Source organism: Prochlorococcus sp. MIT 1201, assembly GCF_047303415.1.
In the GTDB taxonomy this organism is placed as follows: domain Bacteria; phylum Cyanobacteriota; class Cyanobacteriia; order PCC-6307; family Cyanobiaceae; genus Prochlorococcus; species Prochlorococcus marinus_D.
The window spans coordinates 1507492-1524060 of sequence record NZ_CP138947.1 but is presented as its reverse complement, the minus strand read 5'-3'; the positions used below and the strand labels follow the sequence as shown (position 1 = coordinate 1524060).

16 protein-coding genes are annotated in these 16569 nt (G+C 54.3%); 10 read left to right on the top strand and 6 right to left on the bottom strand.

Features of this window, described 5'->3' with window-relative positions:
- Positions 1–260: 260 nt before the first annotated feature.
- Positions 261–941, top strand: a complete 681-nt coding sequence (locus SIB41_RS07260) for a hydantoin utilization protein A (RefSeq protein WP_413357875.1) — start codon at positions 261–263, stop codon at positions 939–941.
- 20 nt (positions 942–961) lie between these two features.
- Here the strand turns inward: SIB41_RS07260 and sodX are convergent, their stop codons facing one another.
- The 3 genes from sodX to SIB41_RS07245 form a co-directional block, all read right to left on the bottom strand.
- Entirely contained in the window at positions 962–1318 is a 357-nt protein-coding gene (gene sodX, locus SIB41_RS07255) for a nickel-type superoxide dismutase maturation protease (RefSeq protein ID WP_413357873.1), read from the bottom strand.
- Between the two features lie 10 nt (positions 1319–1328).
- A complete protein-coding gene (sodN, locus tag SIB41_RS07250) occupies positions 1329–1802 on the bottom strand; it encodes a superoxide dismutase, Ni (protein ID WP_413357871.1) in 474 nt (157 codons plus the stop codon).
- Between the two features lie 89 nt (positions 1803–1891).
- Entirely contained in the window at positions 1892–2524 is a 633-nt protein-coding gene (locus tag SIB41_RS07245; RefSeq protein ID WP_413357869.1) for an FKBP-type peptidyl-prolyl cis-trans isomerase, read from the bottom strand.
- Between the two features lie 71 nt (positions 2525–2595).
- Between SIB41_RS07245 and SIB41_RS07240 the strand changes: the two genes are divergently transcribed.
- Complete coding sequence (locus tag SIB41_RS07240) at positions 2596–2724, top strand: hypothetical protein (RefSeq protein WP_413357867.1); 129 nt, start codon at positions 2596–2598, stop codon at positions 2722–2724.
- A gap of 103 nt (positions 2725–2827) precedes the next feature.
- Here SIB41_RS07240 and SIB41_RS07235 read toward each other — a convergent pair whose 3' ends face one another.
- Positions 2828–3451 (bottom strand): class I SAM-dependent methyltransferase, encoded by a 624-nt coding sequence (locus SIB41_RS07235; protein WP_413357865.1) that lies wholly within the window; start codon positions 3449–3451, stop codon positions 2828–2830.
- Between the two features lie 584 nt (positions 3452–4035).
- Here SIB41_RS07235 and SIB41_RS07230 point away from each other — a divergent pair.
- The gene (locus SIB41_RS07230) at positions 4036–5511 is read left to right on the top strand and encodes an apolipoprotein N-acyltransferase (protein ID WP_413357863.1); all 1476 of its coding nucleotides are present in this window, start codon (positions 4036–4038) and stop codon (positions 5509–5511) included.
- Between the two features lie 4 nt (positions 5512–5515).
- Here SIB41_RS07230 and mnmA read toward each other — a convergent pair whose 3' ends face one another.
- Positions 5516–6745 carry a tRNA 2-thiouridine(34) synthase MnmA gene (gene mnmA / locus SIB41_RS07225; protein ID WP_413361458.1) on the bottom strand — a complete coding sequence of 410 codons (1230 nt, stop codon included), beginning with the start codon at positions 6743–6745 and terminating at the stop codon, positions 5516–5518.
- 50 nt (positions 6746–6795) lie between these two features.
- Here mnmA and SIB41_RS07220 point away from each other — a divergent pair, with 50 nt between their 5' ends.
- A complete protein-coding gene (locus SIB41_RS07220; protein WP_413357861.1) occupies positions 6796–8397 on the top strand; it encodes an NAD(P)H-hydrate dehydratase in 1602 nt (533 codons plus the stop codon).
- 112 nt (positions 8398–8509) lie between these two features.
- The gene (locus tag SIB41_RS07215; protein ID WP_063399595.1) at positions 8510–9451 is read left to right on the top strand and encodes an RpoD/SigA family RNA polymerase sigma factor; all 942 of its coding nucleotides are present in this window, start codon (positions 8510–8512) and stop codon (positions 9449–9451) included.
- Positions 9452–9512: 61 nt separating this feature from the next.
- Here SIB41_RS07215 and pdhA read toward each other — a convergent pair whose 3' ends face one another.
- Positions 9513–10604, bottom strand: coding sequence for a pyruvate dehydrogenase (acetyl-transferring) E1 component subunit alpha (pdhA, locus tag SIB41_RS07210; protein ID WP_063403366.1), 1092 nt, complete (start codon positions 10602–10604; stop codon positions 9513–9515).
- Positions 10605–10708: 104 nt separating this feature from the next.
- Here pdhA and SIB41_RS07205 point away from each other — a divergent pair, with 104 nt between their 5' ends.
- The 5 genes from SIB41_RS07205 (at position 10709) to SIB41_RS07185 (ending at position 16504) form a co-directional block, all read left to right on the top strand.
- The gene (locus tag SIB41_RS07205; RefSeq protein ID WP_413357859.1) at positions 10709–12694 is read left to right on the top strand and encodes an IMS domain-containing protein; all 1986 of its coding nucleotides are present in this window, start codon (positions 10709–10711) and stop codon (positions 12692–12694) included.
- Positions 12695–12763: 69 nt separating this feature from the next.
- A complete protein-coding gene (gene ffh, locus SIB41_RS07200; RefSeq protein ID WP_413357857.1) occupies positions 12764–14257 on the top strand; it encodes a signal recognition particle protein in 1494 nt (497 codons plus the stop codon).
- A gap of 81 nt (positions 14258–14338) precedes the next feature.
- Positions 14339–14707: a 30S ribosomal protein S16 gene (gene rpsP, locus SIB41_RS07195; RefSeq protein WP_413357855.1), complete on the top strand. Its 369-nt coding sequence runs from the start codon at positions 14339–14341 to the stop codon at positions 14705–14707.
- Between the two features lie 8 nt (positions 14708–14715).
- Positions 14716–15687: a PhoH family protein gene (locus SIB41_RS07190; RefSeq protein WP_413357853.1), complete on the top strand. Its 972-nt coding sequence runs from the start codon at positions 14716–14718 to the stop codon at positions 15685–15687.
- Between the two features lie 76 nt (positions 15688–15763).
- On the top strand, positions 15764–16504 hold the full coding sequence (locus SIB41_RS07185; protein ID WP_011129731.1) for a Bax inhibitor-1 family protein: 741 nt from the start codon (positions 15764–15766) through the stop codon (positions 16502–16504).
- The last annotated feature ends 65 nt before the right edge of the window (positions 16505–16569 follow it).

Sequence of the window (16569 nt, the reverse complement as noted above, 5' to 3'; positions counted from 1 at the left end):
TCAGTGCGCTTGCTTGCAGACGACGACTTTGATAATCAGATGAGATCTCTGATTAACGAGCGTTTGCAGCGCTTATTTGCGGATCAAGATGCAAGCGACTGTTGTGTTGAGTTCCTTGCTTCTCTGCGCGATGAACAGCTCAAGGCCCATGCATGAGCAGAGTTTGCCCACAATGCTTATAGCGCTTGATCTGTTCAGCAGTGGCATCAGCGCAATTCCACCCTCAATCCGTCAGACTTCCTCTTGACTGTTTCGATTTCATGCTGATCAGCATCCTCACGGGCTTCGCTGCTGGAGCCCTTCATGTGGTGGGTGGTGCTGATCATCTTGTTGCCATCGCACCGAGCGCATTACGTAAGCCGGCTACGGCATTACGCAGTGGCCTTGCTTGGGGGATTGGCCATTCAACAGGTGTTCTGGTTCTTTCAACCATTGCCATTGTTTTGAAAGACCTTGTTCATATCGAGCGCATGTCCTCCTGGGCCGAACTCTGCGTGGGAGTGGCGTTGCTTGTGGTTGGAGCGATGGCGATTCGTACTGCTCTTGGCCTGGATATCCACACCCATCAGCACACGCATCAGCAAAACTATGGTCACGCCCATGACCATCAACATGTGCACCTGCATCTGCGTGGGCGACACCAGCACGGGCGACATGCTCATGCAGCAAGCAGTCTTGGCCTCCTTCATGGCTTGGCTGGGGCCAGCCATCTAATTGCAGTGATTCCCGCGCTGGCCTTGCCTCCTCTTGGGGCTTTGATCTATATGGCGGCTTATCTGTTGGGTTCCATCGCAGCGATGGTTGCCGTTGTTGGTGCGATTTCCTTAGCCACATTGCGTGTGGGGCGTCGTGCCTTGCCCTTGCTGGTTGGATCAACCGGTGGGCTATCGATCATCACGGGCTTCTTTTGGTTGCAGAAAACATCCCCTCAGCTTCTTTGATTGCCTAATCTGCTGGGTTATTATGCGCTAAAGGGAACACGCCATACGCATTCAGCGATGCCAAGCAGGCTGTCGCGATTCACTAAACCGAAATGTCGGCTGTCTGTGCTTGCTTGCTCGTTGTCACCACGTAGTTCCAGCCCGGAATTGTTGATTGCAATCAGGCGTTTGATCAGCAGGGTGGCTGGTTTCAATGGATGACGGACAACCACAACACAACCAGCCTTGAGCCGACTGTCATAGCTGGTGATCGGTTGAAAGATCACCAGGTCGCCAGGGGCAAGGCTGGGGCTCATTGAGTCTCCATCGACACGAGCGTGGCGACGAAGACCTGAAAGCAGCAGGAACAGCGAACGCCAGTTCGCTGTTGGCATCATGTTTGTTGGCTTAACTGGCTCTCACCCAGGCGTCATTGCGACCCTTGGATTTCCAGAACATCGTGTGAATGGCTTCCACAGCTTTGATCAGTTCATCTGCCTTGGCTTGATCGATGTTGACCTTGCAGGCGCTGCAGAGCTTGGCCGCTTTCCAGAAGATGTCATGCAGATTCGGGAAAGTTGCCAGATGCTCTGGCTTGAAATAATCCGTCCAGAGGATCAGTAGCTCGTTCTTGGTTTGCTGAGCTTGTTCTTCCTTGATGGCGACGAAGCGGGAGAAGGTGTTTTTGTAAGCCGCCCAAGCAGCCGGATCGTTGCCTGAGGGAGGCTGCAGTTCGAGCAGCTTTTTGGTCATCGATACGACGGCTTCAGCTGAGACTCTTGCCGAGGCGGGATCGTAAACGCCGCAAGGGCCATCACAGTGAGCCTGGACCGAAGAGGCCGGCAGGTTGCTGTGAAGTGTGGAAAGTGCCGAGCGCAACATCTGGCAGGTAGAGAAAGCCAAACTGAGCCTACCCAGGCTGATTGCTAATTGGGTTTGCTTTTGATTTGATTTTCTATTGAGCCTTTAGATCATTTGATGCCCAGGAGTTCGACTTCGAAAATCAACGTGGCGTTGCCAGGGATGACACGGCCTGCGCCGCGGCTTCCATAGCCAAGCTCTGGGGGGATGACCAGCTTGCGCTTGCCGCCCACCTTCATGCCAGCAACGCCTTCATCCCAGCCTTTGATCACTCGCCCTGCACCGAGGGGGAACTCGAACGGCCCACGTTTGTAGCTGCTGTCGAATTCCTGGCCGTTTTCCAGTGTGCCGCGGTAGTTCACGGAAACGGTTTGGCCTGCTGTGGCCTCCGGGCCATCGCCGATCTTGAGGTCAGTGATGCTCAGACCACTGGCTGTTAGTTGGGATGGTTCTGCTTCGATTGGGCCGCCAAGGGCTGAGGCATTGGCTTGCGCGGCATCGATTTCAGCAGCATCTGCCTTGGAGCCGTTGATCGCCATCTTGAACAGTGTTGGGTTGGGATCGTCGGGGTCGAGTTCAAGCACTGCCATGCTCAAAGCAGCTGGCTCGCCAGTTCGCACCTCTGCCTGAACGGCATTCACATTGCTGTCGGCGACCACAACTGAGGGTGACACGATCTGGCTGACAAAGGCCACAACCACGCACACCACAAAGACGGCTGCACTGATGAAGATGTCGCGCACTGAATCTCAATGATCAATCAACATGATTCTGGCAGGAGATGCAGCCTTCGCCTTTGCTTGGGTGATTTCTGATGTTTCAGTTGCCTTTGCTGCCAGGTTTTTTTACTGGGTTGAGCGGCATGGCGATGGCTTTGCTGGCTGACCCAAAGTCCAAAGGGATTGCTCAGCAGCTCTTGAGTGCCGGTCTTTGGCCGGGCTAGTGCTGTTCTGCCTCTGATCTAGATATCCGTGGCGTTGTCGTTGATTCAATTTGATGGTTACGGCCACAACCACTCACACCACAAAGACGGGAGCACTCTTTGCTTAAGCACCTGTTGATGCTCGTATCCATAGCCACATCCGAATCAAGCCTACTTGCATGATTTGCAACGGAACTCCCAAATCTTTGATCTTAGGATTACTTGGTAGATTAATGGGGTCAAAAGAAAATACTGATTGATTGCGAGCTGAAAGAATCATTTTGATTTGTTCCTCATTAAACCCTCGAATGCGTAGACGTTCTGTAGCGATGGAAACGATTAGATCATTACTAAGCTTGTTCTGGTCTTCGCTGTAGCTTCTTAGCAACATTGCTCCCCCTGGTGCGACAAGGGAACTGAGTTGATCAAATGCTTCTATCTGTTCCGCTGGCGGGAAAAGATGCATGAGGTTGAGAGCGATTACGGCGTCGAATGATTTGGCGGTTAACCCCTGCCTGGCTTTGGTCAAGCTGCTTGGTATCCAAGAACAACGTGCAGTCGCATTGATTTTTTCTAGTTCTTTCATGCAGAACGAACGCATCTGTTCACTGGGTTCCACTAAAGTAAATTGAGCTTTTGGAAGTACTTGCAGTAAAAGCGTTAGTTCTTCTCCAGCACCTGGGCCAATTACAAGACAATGCCTCGCTTTTTGACATTGCGATTTTACGGAGCTTGCTGCTAACTCCAAAAATGTTTCGTAACCAGCAATTTAGCCACGAATGGAAGATCGATATTGAAGGCCATAGTCACCGTCAAAGTCCAGACTCGAAATGCTGGTCTGTTGATTCATTTGGCTTAATCATATGAAGGAGTTAAATATGAGCTTAAAGGGCTAACTGCTAATTGATTGTAGGCAGGTGAAAACCTTAATGTGGGCACCAAGAGCAACGTCTTCCAAAGGCATATCGAAACCAGCGGTACCGATCAAATAAGCTAGGTTGTGATTCTATTGTTCATCTGCCGTAAACCTGCTGTAGTGCCTAAAGTGGCTGAATAGATCAAAGAACAGTTTGCGTGATCCTGTTGCTCACGAATGTTCAAGATGTTTTTCTTTCCTAACTCATTCTATCCAGCTAACGGAGTGACTTGCACATGCTGAATGTTACTTGAGCTTCATTCCATCTCTTCACGGCATGACTGAGGCGATTAACAACAAAGCTCGTTTTGCCAAGGCCCGGTAGCAACAGTAGCTGGAAAGGTTTGGTTCAATCCATCGCAACCTGTGGACGTTCTCCGATCGCGTCAAGATGGCTTTGGTGTTTGGTGTTGACCATGGGCAATGACCGATCCCTAGCGCTGTTGCAGGGGGCGGTTGGTGGTGTCTTGGCAGGGATTGCTCTTGCCCAGGGGGGGCTGCTTTGGATGGCACCGGCCCTGGCCTTGCTTTGGTCGGCGTGTCGCTTTCCAGTTGCAGCCTCTCTTTGGGGTTTGGTGGCTGTGCTGCTCAGCCATCGCTGGTTGTTGGCGTTGCATCCACTCACTTGGGTTGGCGTGCCTGCACCCCTGAGTTTTCCTGTCGCCGCATCAATTTGGTTGTTTTGCGGTGCAGCAGCAGCGGTGCTTGTGGGGCTTTGGGCTTGGCTGGCAATCTGGCTTGCTCATCTGACAACGCGCGAAGCAGGCATCCGCGCTCAGGTGTTTCATGCCCTGCTGATGGCATCGATCTGGGGGCTAGCGGAAGTGCTGTTGGCCCGTTCACCCTTGTTTTGGATTGGCGTTGGCGGCAGCCTTTTGCCCGGTGATCGAGCCTTGGCTGGTTTGGCCCGCTGGTTTGGGGCTGGAGGTTTAGCCACGCTTCAGTTGCTGATCGGTTGGTGGTTAGGGCGTATGGCGCTGGCCTGGCGTCGTGGAGTTGGTTGGCGTCGTTCTTTGCTTGTGGGGCTTCTGTGTTTGTTCTTGGCCCATGGTTTTGGCTGGAGTTTGTTGCGTTCATCAGATGTATCAGCACCGATCTCGGTTGCGGCTTGGCAGCCCGCCATCCCTACACGCAGCAAGTTTTCTGAGGCGCAGCAACGTCGCCTTCCCGAGGCTCTTCAACAAGCTCTCGATCGTGCTGATGATCTTGATGCTGCCTGGTTGGTGGCTCCAGAAGGCCTTCTCCCCCCTGATGAGGTGTTGCTCAGGCCTGCTCCGCTTCCCCTGCTCAGCGGTGGTTTTCGCTGGCTGCGCGGTCAGCAACGCAGTGCTTTGTTGGTGGTAGATCGCGGCGCAAGGCTGGCTTCCGCATTCATTGATAAACACCGTTTGGTGCCGCTGGGGGAATGGCTACCGGCTTTGCCTGGTGGTGTTTTTCGTGGCTTATCAGCTGTTGGTGGTCTTCAACCTGGTGCTGCTTCGCGCTTGTTGCAGTGGCCAGGTCCTACCGCTGCCGTGGCCATTTGTTACGAGCTCAGTGATGGGGTTGCTTTAGCCCAGGCCGTCGCTGATGGAGCGCAATGGTTGTTGGCGGTAGCCAATCTTGATCCCTATCCCTTGGCCTTGCAGCGGCAGTTCATTGCTTTGGCACAGCTGCGCAGCATCGAAACCGCCCGTGATTTACTCAGCGTTGCGAACACAGGCCCCTCTGCTTTGGTTTTGGCGACAGGCAAGCAGCAGCAACTGCTGGCTCCTTTTACGGAGGGGGTTGGCCTGGCGGATCTGCATCTCCATCAAGGCCTCAGCGGTTACACCCGCTGGCGTGAGGCACCTTTAATCGGCTTGATGCTCTTTGCAGTGGTTGGGCTGGGCTGGTCGCGTGTTCGCTCCTAGCTGATCAGCTTGATGCTGTGTTGAGCTGTTGGATAAGGCCACCGCCGAGGACTGCGTCAGCGGCATAAAACACTGCAGCCTGGCCAGGTGCGATTGAGAATTGCTCTTCTTTAAAGGTCAGTCTGCAGCGGTGAGGACGGTCGGCGGCAATGTCCTCTGCTGTGGCTTCGATAGGGGTGAGCTGGGCGGCAACGGGTCCGCTTCTGTAACGCACTTGCACCTCCACATTGATGGCGCTGCTTGGCGGTGCCATCGAAATCCAGTTCACTGCACCCACAACGCAGCTGTCGCGCCCCGCCTCTGCTCGAGGTGCAACGATGACTCGATTTGCTGCCGCGTCTAGTTGCACCACGTGCAGAGGCTCTCGCCAGGCCACACCAAGGCCTTTGCGTTGGCCAATGGTGAAATGTTCGATCCCATCGTGTTCACCCACGACTTTGCCGTCTTGCAGCACAATCTCGCCTTGTTTGGCAGGTAGATAATTGTCAAGGAAGGCTTTCATTGAGCCGTAGTGATCAGCAAGGCAAAGATCCTGACTTTCTGCTTTCTTGGCTGTGCGTAGGCCGTAACGCTCTGCTTCTTGTCTGGTCTCTGCTTTGGTGAGCTCCCCTAGGGGAAAGATCACCTTTGCCAACACATCTTGAGAAAGGTCATAGAGGAAGTAACTCTGATCTTTGTTCTGATCGAGACCACGTAAAAGCTGGTGCCGTCCAATGGAATCCCCTGGTAAGGCTTGTTGAGGTTCTGGATCCTCGCGATGGCGAATACGGGCATAGTGCCCTGTGGCAACGCGGTGTAACTGGCGTTCTTTTTCAGCCCAGCTGAGCATTGCCGCAAATTTCACCGAGCGATTGCAGCGTGAGCAAGGTAACGGTGTCACTCCTTGTTGATAGCCCTGTACGAGTTGGTCGACGATTTCTGCTTGGAATGTGGCGCGTGAATCCACCACATGATGAGGGATTTTGAGTTGCTCACAGATGCCGGCGGCATCGATAAGTCCATCGCTGCAGCATGCGCCCTTGCCACTCATCAGCCAGAGAGTGAGACCTTCCACCTGCCAGCCCGCTTCCACGAGTAGGGCGGCGCTGAGGGAACTATCAACACCTCCAGAGAGACCTACCGCCACCCGCTGCTCGCCTGGCCAACACTGCAAACGTGTCAGGGCTTTTGCAACTGCTGGTGTGGCTGGTGTTCGAGACACATGCTTAAGGGGGGCTGGGATTGGCGGCTGCATAGGCGTTACCGCAATGATGTCTTCATAGTGAGGTCCCATGCGCTCCAGTTTTGTCCTGGCCACCAGCGAACGCTGATCATCTTTTGGTTACTGCTGCGCAGATGGCAGCTCTCGAGGAGGAGATGTTTGCCAACGGCTTGCCGGTGGCTGCTTTGATGGAAAAAGTAGGCCAGGCGATGGCGGCTTGGTTTCGCCAACACCCTGAGTTGTTGGTAGATGGTGTGGTGGTGTTGGTGGGCCCTGGCCATAACGGTGGTGATGGATTGGTGGTGGCCAGGGAGTTGCATCTTGCAGGGGGGAAGGTCCAGCTCTGGGCACCTTTGCCGATCCGTCAACCATTAACGGCCCAGCATTGGACTTACGTTAAATCGCTTGGCATTCAGCAACTAGATCACGCTCCTGATGTTGCTGGTGAGCCTATTTGGATCGAGGCTCTGTTTGGGCTGGGACAATCCCGCCCACTCCCTGAAGCGTTGGCAACGTTGTTGCAGGCGCGTCAGCGCTGCCAGCCAGGCAAGTTGGTGAGTTTGGATGTGCCTGCAGGGCTGTGTTCAGATTCCGGCACCCCTTTCCCAGGCGGCGCTGCCGTGGCGATGACGACGCTCACTGTGGGGTTGCTCAAGCAAGGCCTTATTCAGGATGCGGCGATCGATCATGTTGGCCGCCTGGTGCGGGTTGATATGGGCGTGCCGGAGACCTTGTTGAAGCAGTTACCACAGTCGCAACCTCGGCGGCTCTGTTCTGCGGATGTGGCCACCCTTGCCTGGCAGCATCCAGCAGCAGGCGCGATGAAATATGAACGAGGGCGGGTGTTGGTGATTGCTGGTAGTGATGATTACCCTGGGGCGGCTTTCCTGGCCATTCAGGGTGCTATTGCTAGCGGTGCAGGCAGCATTCAAGCCGCTGTGCCTGTTGCAGTAGCCGATCAGCTTTGGCAAGTGGCGCCTGAAGTTGTTTTGGCGGCCGGGCTTGAGAGTTCTGCGGCAGGTGGCATGGCCGTTGCTCCTTGGTTGGCGAGTCATGATCTCAGCCGTTTCGATGCCGTGTTGATTGGGCCAGGCTTAGGTCGAGGTGGAGAACCTTGGTCAGTGCTGGCAGAACCGTTGCAGCGCTTTGCAGGCTTGTTGGTTTTGGATGCTGATGGTCTGAATCGATTGGCGCTGGCTACTGATGGATGGCAATGGTTACAGCAGCGCCAAGGGCATACCTGGCTTACTCCCCATGCTGGTGAGTTCAGCAGATTGTTTCCGCAGCTCAAAGCTCGGCAACCTCTTGATGCGGCTTTGGAAGCATCCCGGCTTAGTGGAGCAGCTGTGCTGCTCAAGGGAGCACACAGTGTGGTTGCGGATCCATCTGGTGCCGCCTGGCAGCTAGCAGAGACAGCAAGTTGGGTTGCTCGTACTGGGCTCGGGGATCTGTTGGCTGGTTATGCAGCTGGCTTGGGATCTATGGATGCTGCTAAGGCTCAGGCTTGCCATTGCCAGGGTGAGTCTTTGGCCGTAGTGGCGTTGCTTCATGCGGAGGCTGCACGTCGATGCCGTCAAGGCAGTTCAGCAAGGTCTATCGCTCAGTCCCTTGCAGAACTCACGATTAGCTTGCAATCAAATGAATGTGATCAAGGGCACTTCAAAGGGTATGAATGCAAACGATAAATACCTAATTATCTCGATTTCCCTGCATGAATCCGAAAGCTTTTTTAAAGCTGCAGGGTTTTGCTGAAATTTGTAGGAAAATTTCATTCCAAATAAATCAGGAGCCGTTGAAATGGTTTCAGCAGCGCCTAAATCAGCAGAAACACAGAGGCGTAGAAGTTCTGATCCTGTCAGCTGGTATCTCACAACGATTGGGCGTATACCTCTTCTTACCCCTGCTGAGGAGATTGAACTTGGCAATCAAGTTCAGACGATGATGAGTCTCACTCAAGACGGCTCGCTTGCGCCTGATGATAAGGAGTTTACGACACATCAACGTCGGATGATTCGCATTGGTCGTCGTGCCAAAGAACGCATGATGAAGGCCAATCTTCGTCTTGTTGTGAGTGTTGCCAAGAAATATCAAGGCAAAGGACTGGAACTCCTCGATCTCATTCAGGAGGGTTCACTTGGTTTAGAGCGTGCTGTTGAAAAGTTTGATCCAACCCGTGGCTATAAGTTTTCGACCTATGCGTTTTGGTGGATTCGTCAGAGCATGACACGTGCGATTGCGTGCCAGTCGCGCACGATTCGCCTTCCTGTACATCTCAGTGAAAGGCTGACCACAATTCGAAAGGTTTCTCTGGATTTGGCTCACAAGCTTGGAGCAATGCCCAGTCGCTCCGAGATCGCTGAAGCAATGGATATTCCTGTTGATGAACTCGATTCTTTACTGCGTCAGGCGCTAACAACCAGCAGTTTGGATGCGCCCGTGAATGGCGAAGAAGGACGAAGTTTTCTTGGTGATCTGATCGCTGATTCCTCTCTTGGGGAACCTCTCGACAAGGTGGAGCAGCGTATTCATCATGAGCAGCTCGGGCGTTGGCTCAGCCATCTCAGTGAGCAGGAGCAGCATGTCCTTAAGCTCCGTTTTGGTCTTGAAACCCATGATCGCCACACCTTGGCTGAGATTGGTCGCTTGATGGAAGTCTCGCGTGAGCGTGTTCGTCAAGTGGAATTAAAGGCCTTGCGCAAGCTGCGTAACCTCACGCGTAGAGTGCCCAACGGGATCTGAAACTGCCTTACTTATCTTGTTGGCTTTGCTTGCTTCCAGTACTTAGTGCTCAAGAGGGCTATCAATCTTCAGCCCAGATGTAGCGAGTGAGTTCGTTGGGGTTTGGTTCGGCTGCGGCAAGGGCAAACTCCACGCAGTCATTTACTTCTGCATCGATCTCTTTTTCAATAGCGCGTAGCTCTTCAGCACTCACCAAAGATTCAGAGGTGAGATCCTTCTCAAGAGCCTTTAGGGGATCTCGTTTTGCCCAGAATTGCTTTTCCTCTTCGGCGCGTAGTTCATCTGGATCAGCAAGAGAATGGCCACGGAATCGATAGGTGAGGCACTCCAGCAGGGTGGGACCTTCGCCAGCCCTGGCTCTTTTTATTGCTCTCTGAGTGGCAGCTCTTACGGCGAGAACATCCATGCCGTCAACCTCTTCGCCAGCCATCCCGAAGGCAGCAGCTTTTTGCCATATTTCCGGTTCACTGGTGGCTCGCTCATGGGCCATGCCAATGGCCCATTTGTTGTTCTCGACAACGAACAGGATTGGCAGCTGCCAAAGCTGCGCCATGTTGAGGCACTCAAAGAACTGGCCGTTATTGCAGGTACCGTCACCAAAAAAAGCTGCTGTTACAGCATTGCTGCTGGCATCACCCAGGGCATCCCGCTTATAGCGACTGGTGAAGGCTGCCCCCAGGGCGATGGGAATCCCTTCGCCGATGAAGGCAAATCCTCCTAGGAGGTGATGCTCTTGCGAAAAGAGGTGCATGGAGCCCCCACGACCTTTGCTACAGCCGGTTTCCTTGCCGAAGAGCTCACTCATTACTTCGCGGGCGGGTACACCGGCGCTAAGGGCATGAACGTGATCGCGATAGGTACTGCAAAACCAATCGTGCTGGCGTTTCATTGCACCGATTACACCTGTGCTAACGGCTTCTTGGCCGTTGTAGAGGTGAACGAAGCCAAACATTTTTCCCCGGTAGTACATCTCGGCACATTTGTCCTCGAAGCGTCGCCCAAGGGTCATGTCTCGGAAGAGTTCTAGGCCGATCTGACGATCAACCTTGGCGCGTTTGGAGCTGATTAGCGTGGAGATTCTCTCGCCATGGCGGCCGGCTGCCAGGGGTTTTGCCGTGGTTTGGCCTGAGCTCACGGAGGTTTTCTGGCTCATGACAGACGACCGTCATTCGAGTCACGACTGTAATGGTCCGTTGATTAGGAATGGGCAAAATCCCTTCCAATGTCTAGAGTTTTAGGCCAATCGCTGCGCAGCTGGTGGACCTGCCAATAGATCATTTCCGCTTGCTGGGTGTCAGTCCTTCGGCAGACAGTGAGGCGATTTTGCGGGCCTTGGAGTTGAGGTTGGATCGCTGCCCTGACCAAGGTTTCACCCATGAGGTCTTAATTCAGCGGGCAGAATTGTTGCGGCTTTCAGCAGATTTGCTGACTGATCCGCCACGGCGTCAGGCCTATGAGACTGCCTTGTTGGAGCTCAGTCGTGATCATCCCGGCGAGACCGCCGGTCTTGATGTGTCACCTAGTAGAGAGGTGGCAGGGCTGATCTTGCTGTTTGAAGCGAATTCTTCTCATGAGGTTTTTCATCTCGCCTCTAAGGGATTGCAACCGCCCCAGTCCCCGACGCTAGGTAGCGAACGAGAAGCTGACCTCGCTTTGTTGTTGGCACTGGCCTGTCGGGCTGCAGCCGCTGAGGAACAGGAACAACGGCGTTATGAAGCAGCAGCGTCTCTTCTGCATGACGGGATCCAGTTGCTGCAGCGGATGGGCAAGCTCTCCGAAGAGTGCCACAAGCTTGAGAACGATTTAGAGGCCCTTCTGCCCTATCGCATTCTCGACTTATTGAGTCGGGATCTTGGTGATCAGGTTTCTCACCAGGAAGGGCTGCGCCTACTTGACAACTTTGTGAGCCAGAGAGGAGGCCTTGAGGGAACGGCCCCATCGCCTGCACCTGGGGGTCTTGATCAGTCCGAATTTGACAACTTCTTCAAGCAGATCAGAAAGTTTTTAACTGTTCAGGAACAGGTTGATCTTTTCCTGCGCTGGCAGCAAGCCGGATCAGCAGATGCGGGTTTCCTTGGTGGGTTGGCTCTTGCTGCTGTTGGATTTTCGCGTCGGAAGCCTGAACGGGTGCAGGAAGCTCGGCAGCACTTAGAGAGGCTTCAACTGGATGGATGCGACCCGTTGCCGATGCTGGGTTGCTTAGACCTCTTGCTCGGAGATGTGGGCCGCGCTCAGGAGCGCTTTCTGCGCAGTACAGATCCTCGAGTTAAGGACTGTCTTAACAGCCACCCTGGCGATGAATTGGCTGCTTTTTGTGAGTACTGCCGCTCTTGGCTGCGAGGGGACGTTCTTCCCGGTTATAGGGATGTGGATGCTGAGGCCGTTGATCTAGAGGCTTGGTTTGCTGATCGGGATGTTCAGGCCTATGTGGAGCGCCTGGAACGCAGCGAAAATCGTGCTTCTTCTTTAGGTAAGGCCTTCTCAGGATCGTCTGTGAAGCAACCGTTCCCTTGGGCGCCTCTTGATCCCGATGGGATTTTGCCCCTCTCTCTTGGTGGGCCTGATGTTGGTCAACCTGCAGCTGACCAGAGCTCTGATGAGTTTGCCAGCGATGGCATTGCATGGAGTGATCTTTTAGCAGATCTGCCACGTCCGACGCGGCCGGTGCTGATCGGTTCGGTTGTCTTTGCGGCCCTGATTGCAGCCTTTACAGGCTTCAGTTTGTTTGGCCAACGTCCTCGCCCTTCAGTTAGTACGGCTGCTGATCAGCCTCAAGTCACAGCACCTCCTACAGCCACACTGCAAGAGGAGGTCCTCATGCCTCAAGTCCCTGTCAGCGCTGTGGTTGAGCCGCTTACTTTGGAGCAGCCGAATCAGGCACAGCTCAAAGGCCTGCTTCAGGCCTGGCTCAGCAACAAGGCAGTCGTGCTTGCCGGTGGCAAGAGTGATGCACTGCCTGAGGTCGCAAGAGATCCATTGGTGCAGCGCGTGGCGCAAGAGCGTGCCAGGGATGCTGCTTTAGCTCAGACCCAGAAGGTTGTGGCCAGCATCAGCTCTGTAGAGGTGGTGAGTCGAACGCCGCAGCGTATTGAGCTGAATGCCGTTGTGACCTATCGCGATCAACGCGTTGATGCTGCCGGCAAGGTTGTTGACCAAACGCCCCAAAAAGATCTCTCGGTTACCTACATCCTTGGTCGTGATCCCGATCGTTGGCGCCTGCATGAATACATCAGCGGCAAATAATCACTGTTCTGCCTAATGGCTAGCCATTGCTTTTTACGATGAGCTCAAAGCCCTTGGCACGTAGGCACCATGTTTGAAGAACTTTCAGCCCGCTTTGAAGATGCAGTTAAGGGGCTGAGAGGCCAGGCAAAGATCAGCGATACCAATGTTGAGGATGCTCTTAAGCAGGTGCGACGTGCCCTTTTAGGGGCTGATGTGAGTCTTGAGGTCGTGCGCGAGTTTGTCGAGGAGGTGCGGCAGAAGGCAGTTGGTGCGGAAGTGGTGCGAGGTGTGACTCCTGATCAGAAGTTTGTTCAGGTGGTGCATCAGCAGCTGGTGGAGGTGATGGGTGGTGATAACGCTCCCATGGCTGAGGCTGAAGATTCACCAACAGTGGTGCTGATGGCTGGATTGCAGGGGGCTGGCAAAACCACTGCAACAGCGAAGCTTGGACTTCACCTCAAAGATCAGGGTCAGCGGCCACTGATGGTGGCTGCTGATGTCTATCGGCCGGCGGCCATTGATCAGCTCCGCACCCTGGGTGAGCAGATCGGAGTGGATGTGTTCAGCCTCGGAGACGATGTCAAACCTGAGCAGATCGCGGCAGCAGGACTTGCCAAGGCTCGTGAGGAAGGTTTTGACACCTTGTTAGTGGATACGGCAGGTCGGCTGCAGATCGATACAGAGATGATGGAGGAAATGGTGCGAATTCGTTCTGCCGTAGAGCCCGATGAAGTGCTCTTGGTGGTGGATTCGATGATTGGTCAGGAGGCGGCTGAACTCACTCGAGCCTTCCACGACAAGGTTGGTATCACTGGATCTGTTCTCACCAAGCTGGATGGTGATTCCCGCGGTGGGGCTGCGCTTTCGATTCGCAAGGTGAGTGGTCAGCCGATCAAGTTCATCGGTACTGGAGAAAAGGTTGAGGCTTTGCAGCCTTTTCATCCGGAACGGATGGCCAGCCGCATCCTCGGTATGGGCGATGTGCTCACCCTGGTGGAGAAAGCTCAGAAGGAGGTGGAGCTTGCTGATGTTGAGAAGATGCAGAAGAAGTTGCAGGAAGCTTCGTTTGATTTCTCCGATTTCCTGCAACAGATGCGACTGATCAAACGGATGGGTTCTCTCGGTGGTTTGATCAAGATGATGCCGGGCATGAACAAGCTGGATGACGGCATGCTCAAGCAGGGTGAGCAGCAGCTCAAGCGCATCGAGGCCATGATTGGCTCGATGACTGCTGATGAGCGCAATCAGCCTGAATTGCTTGCTTCACAGCCTTCTCGTCGCCGTCGTATCGCTGGTGGGAGTGGCCATAGCCCCGCTGACGTGGACAAAGTTTTGGCTGATTTTCAGAAAATGCGTGGCTTTATGCAGCAGATGAGTAAGGGCGGTGGAATGCCTGGAATGCCTGGAATGCCTGGAATGCCTGGAATGGGTGGTGGGTTGCCCGGTATGGGGGGGGCTGGTGGTGGCATGCCTGGCATGGGAGGCGCAGGCATGCCAGAGCCAGCTTCAGGTGGTCGCGGTGGTGGTTCCCCCAGGCGTCAGCGACCGGTGAAAAAGAAGAAGGGATTTGGAGAGTTGTAATTGGCCGCAGGTTATGGTTGTTGTTTGGCGTGTGTGTAAAACACCGCTGAACCATCCACCTTTTACGAACTTAGGGCCACGATGATCAAGCTCCGCCTGAAGCGGTTTGGCAAGAAGCGGGAAGCGAGTTTCCGCCTTGTGGCCTGTAACAGCACCTCTCGTCGAGACGGTCGCCCTTTGCAGGAGCTTGGCTTTTACAACCCTCGCACGAAGGAAACGCGGCTCGACACTGAGGCACTGCGTTTGCGTCTTAGTCAGGGAGCTCAGCCCACTGATGCAGTTCGATCTTTGTTGGAGAAAGGCGGGCTGATCGAAAAGACCGTTCGTCCTGCTGAGGTTGTTGGTAAGGCCAAGCAGGCTGAAGCTCGTAAGGCTGCTGCAAAAAATGTGTCCAAACAAGCTGCAGAAGCAAATGCTGAGGAAACTCCTGCTGACAACACAGAAGCCTGAGTTGTTGCATGGCCGGAGTTACCTCAGAGGGTCACTTCGTTCTGGATCTTCCCGATACTGACGCTGCGCTAGCTCTTGCAGGCAACGGTGAACAGACCTTGCATCACCTTCAGGCCTTGACCGGGGCTTCTTTTGTGATTAGGGGGCTTCAGCTTGTGATCGGCGGCCGCCCTGCTCAATTGGAACGTGCTGCAGCAGTGGTTGAGCTGATCCGACCTCTGTGGCAAGAAGGCCAGGCAGTTTCAGCTGTTGATTTACAAGCGGCGCTCACGGCTCTTGATACCGGCCGTAGGGATGCTCATGCGGAATTGGCTGATCAGGTGTTGGCCCGCAGTCAGCGAGGCAACTTGCTGAGGCCGAGGACATTGCGCCAGAAGGCTTATGTCGAGGCGATGGAGCGCCACGATCTCACCTTCGCTCTTGGGCCTGCAGGAACTGGTAAAACCTTTTTGGCCACAGTGTTGGCAGTGCGCATGCTCAGTGAGCGAAAGGTTGAGCGCCTGGTGTTAACTCGGCCAGCGGTTGAGGCTGGTGAAAGATTGGGTTTTCTTCCCGGTGACCTCCAGCAGAAAGTGGATCCTTATCTACGTCCGCTTTATGACGCTCTTCACGCCTTGCTCGGAGCCGAGAAAACAACCACATTGCTGGAGAAGGGTGTGATCGAAGTGGCCCCTCTCGCCTACATGCGGGGGCGCACCTTGGATGAGGCTTTTGTAATCCTTGATGAGGCTCAGAACACAACGCCGGCTCAGATGCGCATGGTGCTCACTCGGCTTGGGGAGCGTTCGCGCATGGTTGTCACGGGTGACACCACCCAGGTGGATTTGCCACCGGGTCAGCTCAGCGGTCTCGTGGATGCTGCTGAGGTGCTCGCTGATATCAATGGTGTCGCTGTCTGTCGCCTTACTTCTGCAGATGTGGTGCGTCATCCGCTGGTGCAACGGGTTGTGGATGCTTATGCACGCCGAGATCAACGATAGGGAGACCCGCACTCAACAAACTCAGCAAACTTTTTTTTTGATGGCAAAGTAAAGGGGTTACGTGATCTGGTGAGCCATGCCGGCAAGCAGCAATTTCCAGGAGGCCATTCGCGAGGCGCAATCCAGCGCCTTGGTTGGCCCCAATGTCGTTAACAAGGCCCTGCCCTATGTGGGTGGTGGCATGGTGCTCACCGCCGGTGGCGTGTTGGGAGGGATCGCCACTGTTCAATCGATGGGTTGGCAAGCTTTCCAACCCTTATCGCTGATTGCGATCATCCCCTGGTTCATCCTTTTCTTTGTTGCCCAGAATGCAGCAAAAAAAGGCAATAACGCCACCGCTCTACCCCTGCTGGCCACCTTCAGCCTGTTGACGGGTTTCACCCTCACTGGTTTGGTTCTTCAGGCTGTTGCCGTTGCTGGTGCGGCCTCTATCGGTATCGCCGCTTTGGCGACTGGTCTCACCTTTGCGATTGCCTCGGTTGTTGGTAGGCGCATGAGCGACAGCGTCGGTCAGGCCCTCTCAGGAGTGGTTGGTCTTGGTCTGATCGGCCTGATCATCGCCATGGTGGTGCAACTGATTGGCAGCATTTTTGCTCCGCAGGTTTTCGCGATAGGCACCTTCGAATTGATGATCGCCGGCTTTGGCACGGTGCTTTTTGTAGGCATGGCTTTCGTGGACTTCTACACGATGCCTCGCACCTACACGGATGATCAGTACCTTTCAGGTGCTTTAGGGATGTATCTCACCTACATCAACCTGTTTATCTTCATTTTACGTCTAATCATTGCCATTCAAGGTGGCGGTCGACGTAACTGAACTCAGCGAGAAGAATTCTTTAGCCCCGCACAGGCGGGGCTTTTTTGTCGCTTGATTCAGTTGAG

Bases quoted from the DNA above. Each gene is read 5' to 3' on its own strand.
- sodX (WP_413357873.1), bottom strand. From the start codon at position 1,318: ATGATGCCAACAGCGAACTGGCGTTCGCTGTTCCTGCTGCTTTCAGGT.
- SIB41_RS07185 (WP_011129731.1), top strand. From the start codon at position 15,764: ATGCCGGCAAGCAGCAATTTCCAGGAGGCCATTCGCGAGGCGCAATCC.
- SIB41_RS07240 (WP_413357867.1), top strand. From the start codon at position 2,596: ATGTTTCAGTTGCCTTTGCTGCCAGGTTTTTTTACTGGGTTGAGCGGC.
- mnmA (WP_413361458.1), bottom strand. From the start codon at position 6,745: ATGCAGCCGCCAATCCCAGCCCCCCTTAAGCATGTGTCTCGAACACCA.
- SIB41_RS07215 (WP_063399595.1), top strand. From the start codon at position 8,510: ATGGTTTCAGCAGCGCCTAAATCAGCAGAAACACAGAGGCGTAGAAGT.
- pdhA (WP_063403366.1), bottom strand. From the start codon at position 10,604: ATGAGCCAGAAAACCTCCGTGAGCTCAGGCCAAACCACGGCAAAACCC.
- ffh (WP_413357857.1), top strand. From the start codon at position 12,764: ATGTTTGAAGAACTTTCAGCCCGCTTTGAAGATGCAGTTAAGGGGCTG.
- SIB41_RS07190 (WP_413357853.1), top strand. From the start codon at position 14,716: ATGGCCGGAGTTACCTCAGAGGGTCACTTCGTTCTGGATCTTCCCGAT.
- sodN (WP_413357871.1), bottom strand. From the start codon at position 1,802: ATGTTGCGCTCGGCACTTTCCACACTTCACAGCAACCTGCCGGCCTCT.
- rpsP (WP_413357855.1), top strand. From the start codon at position 14,339: ATGATCAAGCTCCGCCTGAAGCGGTTTGGCAAGAAGCGGGAAGCGAGT.
- SIB41_RS07260 (WP_413357875.1), top strand. From the start codon at position 261: ATGCTGATCAGCATCCTCACGGGCTTCGCTGCTGGAGCCCTTCATGTG.
- SIB41_RS07230 (WP_413357863.1), top strand. From the start codon at position 4,036: ATGGGCAATGACCGATCCCTAGCGCTGTTGCAGGGGGCGGTTGGTGGT.